Raw genomic sequence first — 6,405 nt, forward strand, 5'->3', positions numbered from 1 at the left:
GAGCTTGTCGGCCCCCTCGCCAACGGGGAGGTGGCCGTCAACGGGCTGATGAGTGATGTCGTGGGGCGGCGTGAACTGCAGCCGGTCCTTGCCGCCGCGCCAGACCATCAGGTGGCGGTAGGAGACGCCGGGGTAAAAATGGAACTCGTCGCCGCCGATCTCCTCCTGCAGGGCGGCAATCAGCTCACGCGCCTCGGGAGTGGAAATGTGGCCGGCAGAGAAGTCCCCCATGTAGAGCTTGCCGTAATGGGCGACCAGGTGCACCAGGTTGAGCCGGAAGGCGACATCCTCCGGGCCGAGCTCGACGCCCATGCTGGCGGCCTCGAGCGGCGAGCGGCCGCTGTAGCAGCTGGCGGGGTCGTAGCCGAAAACCGACAGGTTGGCGACATCGCTGCCGGGATGGAATCCCTTGGGGACAGTCTCGACCAGGCCCAGCTGCCCGCCACGGGCCAGGGCATCCATGTTCGGCGTTCTGGCGTGCTCCAGGGGAGTCTTGCCGTCGAGTTCCGCCAGCGGCTCATCGGCCATGCCGTCGCCGAGCAGTACAATGTATTTCATTCGATCCTCGTTGCCAAAATTTCACACATAAGGTCCCCCCTTTGTAAAGGGGGGCAGGAGGGATTTGGCAGTTGCGGCCTGCAAGTAAAATCCCCCTGAATCCCCCTTTTTCAAAGGGGGACTCGCAAGCAGCCTATTGTCACCCCCGCGGATGAAACTGCTCATGAATTTTGCGCAGCCGCTCCCGGGTGACATGGGTGTAGATCTGCGTCGTGGAGATGTCCGCATGTCCCAGCATCGTCTGGACCGCCCGCAGGTCGGCCCCGTTTTCCAGCAGATGCGTAGCAAAGGAATGACGCAAGGTATGCGGGGTGATGTTCTTGCTGATCCCGGCCTCCCGGGCGCGGCGCTTTATAATCTTCCAGAACCCCTGGCGTGTCAACCCCCTGCCGGCACGATTGAGGAAGAGATGCAGGCTGGCCGGCTCCCGCTCGAGAAGAGGACGGCCTTCGAGGAGATAGCGGCGCAGCTCGAAGATGGCCGTCTCCCCCATCGGGACGATGCGTCTCTTGCTCCCCTTGCCGAACGCAAACAGGTAGCCGACCCCCAGCTGCAAATCCTCCAGCTTCAGCCCGACCAGTTCCGAAACCCGCAGACCGGTGGCGTAAAGAAGTTCGAGCATGGCACGGTCGCGACAGGCGAAGGCCTTGTCACCAACGGGAGCGGCGAGCAGACGCTCCACCTCGGCCGGACTCAGCGTGTGGGGGAGAGCCTGCAGGCTGCGCGGGGCTTCGACCCGCGAGGTGGGATTGACGGTGGTAATTTTTTCCGCCAGCAGGAACTTGTGGAACATGCGCAGCGATACGAGCGCCCGGGCCCGGCTGCGCGCCGACAGGCCCGACTCCTTGAGTCGGGCCAGAAAACGCAAAACCTGCGGCGGGGCAACCCCGTCCGGATGGTCGACACCTTCTTTTTCGAGAAAGTCGAGATAGCGGGCGAGGTCCCGCCCGTAGGCGTCGAGCGTGTTGGCCGAGAGCCCCCGCTCCACCAGCAGGAAGTTGAGAAAATGGTCGAGGTATTGGTTCATAACTTCAAAAAAGTTTTAGTTTTTCAATCGGCTTCCAGGCTTTCGAGCAGGCGACTGCGGATCTCGACGAGCTTCTCCACATGGGTGATCTTCTGGCCGAAGATATCCTGGACATAGAAGGTGTCAGCAGCCTGGTCGACCTTGGTGGAGATCTTCGAAACCCCGATGTAGAGGCCCAGTTCCTTGAGCGTCTTGGTGATCTGATAAAGCAGGCCGACCTTGTCGTGGGCATAGATATCGATAACGGTGTATTCGTCGGAGACCTCATTGTCGATCTCCACACGATTCGGCGAACGCGGCATCGGCCGGCCGGTGAGCAGACTTGGCCGATGCCGTTTCTTCACCAGGTCGTCCACCCTTGCCCGCCCTTCGATGACCGAGACGAGGTCGTCTTCCACCCTTTGCCACTTTTCCGGGTTGGTGATCAACTCGCCGGAAGGGCTGCGCACCTGCAGCGTGTCAAGGGCGACGCCGTTGCCCTGGGTGAAGATCTGGGCGCCCAGGATGTTGATGCCGTTGGCGGCCATCACCCCGGTAATCTTCGAGAAGAGGCCCGGGATATCGAGAGTCGAGATGGTCAGCTGACTGTAATGCCCCTGGGGCTCATGCTCGATTTTCATCACCAGGGTCTTCTCGCCGCGACTGAGCAGAACCCGGACGTGCTCAACGATTTCCGCCGAACGATGAGAGAGCAGGTAACGGGTTCCCATGGTCTTGAGAACCTCCTTGACCGTACGCTCGCCGAACTCTTCCTCCAGCAGCTCGACCACCTTGCGCTTGCGGTTGCGCACCTTTTCCGACCGCCGCTCGAGCCTGAAATCGCCCCGTTCGAGGACCTCGTAGGTCTTTTCGTAAAGCTCCTGCAGCAGCAGCCCTTTCCATTCGGACCAGACGTCGGGACCTACCGCCCTGACGTCGGCGAAGGTCAGCAGGTAGAGCATCTTGAGATTTTCACTCATCCCCATGCTGCGGGCGAACTGGACGATCAGCTTGTCGTCATGCAGGTCGCGGCGCTGGGAGATGTGCGTCATCAGCAGGTGGCTGCGGACCAGGAATTCGAGGCGCTGGCTGTCCTCCTTGCCCAGTCCCAGACGGCGGGCGATGGTCGGAATCATGTCCCCGCCCTTGTTGCAGTGGTCCTTCCCTCCCCCCTTGCCGATGTCGTGGAAGAGCACCGCCAGCAGCATGAGGTCTCGTTTTTCGATATCGTTGGCGACCTTGGTCAGCAGCGGCTTCATATCCCGGTAGTCGCCGCGCCAGAGCTTGACGATCTCCTCGACGGCGAAGAGGGAGTGGATGTCGACGGTGTAGATGTGATAGGCGTCGTGCTGCACCTTGCAGTAGATGTGACCGAACTCGGGGATGAAGTGGTTGAGAAACTGCAGATGGTGCATGTCGCGCAGGGTTTCAGCCACCCGCAGGGGATTGCGCAGGATTTCGAGGAACCCCTCGGCCATGGTCTTCTGGCGTCGGACCCGGTCGTTGATGCGATGCAGATTGTCGCGGATCAGTCCCTTGAGCGGCACGCTCAGCCGAACGCCGTGTCGCTGGGCGAGCAGAAACGCCGTCATCATCTTCGCCGGATCCTTCTCGAAGATGTCCGGCCGGGTGGGCCGCAACTCGCCGCGCAGGGCATAAAATCCGTCATCGAGGGAGCGGCGGGTGAGATAACCGAGAATCCTGAAACTCGACTCGTCCTGCTGGGTCGCCTTGGCGACCAGGCTGGAGGCCAGATGTTCGACGCGGGTGGCGTGGGAATAATAGTCCTGCATGAACTGCTCGACCGCCGGCGCCGTCCGGTTGTCGGCGTATCCGAGGAAACGGGCAATCTTCTCCTGCTGGTCGAAATGCAACTGCTCGTTCTTGCGCCCCGAGATGTAGTGCAGTTCATTGCGGATGCGCCAGAGGAAATCGAAGGCTTCCTCGAACTGTTCCGCTTCCCGTTCGGTCAACACCGCCTTGATCACCAGATCCCGGAGGGTGCGGGACTTGAACTTTACCCGGGCCACCCAGATGGCGGTATGCAAGTCGCGCAGACCCCCTTCGCCCTCCTTGAGATTCGGTTCGAGCAGAAAGACCGACGAGCCGTACTTCTGCAGACGGCGGGTGTTCTCTTCCAGTTTCTCGCGGATGAACGCCTGGGTATTTTTGTTCAGCACCGGATCGAGCACGGAGGTCTCGTACTCCCGGTAAAGGGTCTCGTCGCCGACCAGAAAACGCGAATCGAGCAGAGCGGTCCGGGCCGTGATGTCCCGCTCGGCCATCTCCAGACAATCCTTGGCCGTTCGCACGCTGTAGCCGACATCCAGACCGAGGTCCCACAGCAGGTAGAGCATTCGTTCGGAGATCTGTTCAGCAAGTTTTTTGGTCTTGCCGCTGTAGTAGAACATGACGTCGACATCCGAGCGGGGATTGAGTTCGCCACGCCCATAACCCCCGATGGCAATCAGGGCGCAGGAACCGGCCGCCTGCTCGGGGAGATCGGCCGAGACGCTGCGGTACAGGTTGCGGATCAGGGTATCGGTCAACGAGGTCAGGCTGCCGACGGTAATCCGCCCGGCGACGCCGGCGGCGTGCTGCTCCCGGATCCGCGCCTGGTGGTGCTCGAGAAATCTTCGGGAGGCTTCCAGCAGCATGACGCGCCGGTGCTCGTAGGGGATACCCGAGTCGGTGAGCAGTTCGCGGGAGAAAAAAGATTCGACCTTTTCCGAAATCGGCATGTTCATCTGGCAGCAATCATTTTGAGAGCGGTGGCGTAATTACGCACGCCCTGGGTAATGGCGGCGGCGGTTCGTTCATGATATTGCTGATCGGTCAGCAGGGCCTCTTCGCGTTTATGGCTGATGAAGGCGGTCTCGACCAGAACCGAAGGCATGGTCGCGCCGAGCAGGACGTAAAACGGCCCCTGCTTGACGCCGAGATCCCGGGTGTCCGAATAGTGGCGGCTGAGGCGCTCGATCAGGGATTTTTGTATCTCGGCCGCCAGGCGGCTCGATTCGTTGATCTTCGAGTTGGCCATCAGATCGAAGAGGATCAGCTCCAGATCGCTCACCTGCTTCAGGGAGGTGCCGTTTTCCCGGGCGACGACGGCGGCGGCCTTGTCGTTCTTCGCGAAGTTCAGGTAGTAGGTTTCCGTCCCGTAGGCACTGTGATTGGTACTGGCATTGGCATGGATGGAGATGAACAGATCGGCACCCACCTTGTTGGCAATCGCCGTGCGCTCCTCGAGAGGCAGGAAAACGTCACTGTTGCGGGTCAGGACAACTTCACAGCCAAGATCCTCTTCGAGGTGCCTGGCCAGTGTCCTGGCCACGGCGAGGGTGACATCCTTCTCCTGAATTCCGCTCGGGCCGATGGCTCCCGGATCCTTGCCGCCATGCCCGGCATCAACGACGATGCGGCGCAACCCGTTTTGCGCCGCTTTCGGTGGAATATTCACCTTGAGCGGACGGTCCTCCGGAACCTTTTCCAGAATACGGGCAATGCTGTCTTTCGTCCCGGCCGGGGGAGATCGCAATTCCGGTGTGGCGGCACTGAGTTCCGCCTGCCGGTTGCCGGCAATGTCGATGACGATGCGGAAGGGGTCAGCCAGCGGCAATACCTTGTAGTCCTTGAAACTGTTCAGGTCGAGCACCACCCGGACCGTTTTTGCATCATGACGGCCGGCCCGTATCCGGCGCAGCAGCCCGTCGCCGACCTCGGTCGTTTCGGGGACCGAAGCCGCCAGGGTGGCGGCGATATCGACATAGAGGCGGGGGTTGACGCCGCTGCGTTCGTTGCCTGGCAGAAAGTTGACGGTGTATGCGGCCGTGCCGTTCAGGCCCAGGACGACCCGCGTATAACCGGGGTTGGACCAGAAGCGGAGGCCGGTCACCTCCACTCCGGCGGCCACCGCCGCAGCCGGCAAGATGGAAACCAGCAGGAGGAGAGGAATCAACAGTCTAAAAAGCCGGGAAAAATGCATCGTTCAGGCCATTTTCTTCAACTGGTCAAGCAGGTTGAGTGCTTCCAGCGGGGTCACGACGGAAACATCGATCGCCTCCAGCCTCTCCCGCAGCCGGTCACCGGCCGGCGCGAAGAGGGAAAGCTGCGGAGCGGGCACCGGCTGGGCCGCCTGTCGGCTGCGCGCCAGGCGCGGCGCCCCCTCTTCGAGTTCCCCCGACTCCAGGTTGCGCAGGACCTCGCGGGCCCGCTCGATCACCGCCCGCGGCAGCCCGGCCAGACGCGCCACCTGGATGCCGTAGGAGTGGCTGGCGCCGCCTTTGACGATCTTGCGCAGGAAGATGATCTGCTCGTTCCACTCCTTGACGGCGATGTTGTAGTTCTTGACCCGCTCGCGGGTCAGCGCCAGTTCCGTCAACTCGTGGTAGTGGGTGGCGAAGAGGGTCTTGGCGGCCACCTCGGCACGGTCGTGCAGGTACTCCGCCACCGACCAGGCGATGCTGACGCCGTCAAAGGTGGAGGTCCCGCGGCCGATCTCGTCGAGGACGATCAGGCTGCGGGGAGTGGCATGATTGAGGATGTTGGCCGTCTCCGTCATCTCGACCATGAAGGTTGACTGCCCGCGCGCCAGGTTGTCGCTGGCGCCGACCCGGGTGAACAGTCGGTCAATCACCCCGATCCTGGCTCGTTCCGCCGGAACGAATGCCCCGATCTGTGCCAGCAGCACGCACACCCCGATTTGCCGGAGGATGGTGCTCTTGCCGGCCATGTTGGGGCCGGTCACCAACAGCACCCGCACCGCCTCGTCGAACCGCACGTCATTGGGGACGAACTTCTCGCGGGCCATCATTCGCTCAATCACCGGGTGGCGCGAACCC

Annotated in this window: 5 protein-coding genes; all 5 read right to left on the bottom strand. The window is 61.9% G+C overall.

Translation table 11 applies throughout. The annotated features are described in order from the left end of the window. Positions 1 to 558 (bottom strand): phosphoglycerate mutase (locus VD811_01425; protein ID HXV19631.1); only part of this gene is annotated, 558 nt, incomplete at its 3' end. 139 nt (positions 559 to 697) lie between these two features. After that, entirely contained in the window at positions 698 to 1,585 is an 888-nt protein-coding gene (xerD, locus tag VD811_01430) for a site-specific tyrosine recombinase XerD (GenBank protein ID HXV19632.1), read from the bottom strand. A gap of 23 nt (positions 1,586 to 1,608) precedes the next feature. After that, positions 1,609 to 4,311, bottom strand: coding sequence for a [protein-PII] uridylyltransferase (glnD, locus tag VD811_01435; protein HXV19633.1), 2,703 nt, complete (start codon positions 4,309 to 4,311; stop codon positions 1,609 to 1,611). Continuing rightward, positions 4,308 to 5,522: an N-acetylmuramoyl-L-alanine amidase gene (locus VD811_01440; GenBank protein ID HXV19634.1), complete on the bottom strand. Its 1,215-nt coding sequence runs from the start codon at positions 5,520 to 5,522 to the stop codon at positions 4,308 to 4,310. Before VD811_01440 ends, glnD begins: the two co-directional genes overlap by 4 nt. 30 nt (positions 5,523 to 5,552) lie before the next feature. Then, a partial coding sequence (locus VD811_01445) for a DNA mismatch repair protein MutS (GenBank protein ID HXV19635.1) occupies positions 5,553 to 6,405 on the bottom strand: 853 nt, incomplete at its 5' end.

The organism is Desulfuromonadales bacterium (assembly GCA_035620395.1).
In the GTDB taxonomy this organism is placed as follows: Bacteria; Desulfobacterota; Desulfuromonadia; order Desulfuromonadales; family DASPGW01; genus DASPGW01.

Excerpts from the sequence above, each read along its gene's own strand:
- xerD (HXV19632.1), bottom strand. The coding sequence starts at position 1,585 with ATGAACCAATACCTCGACCATTTTCTCAACTTCCTGCTGGTGGAGCGG.
- glnD (HXV19633.1), bottom strand. The coding sequence starts at position 4,311 with ATGAACATGCCGATTTCGGAAAAGGTCGAATCTTTTTTCTCCCGCGAA.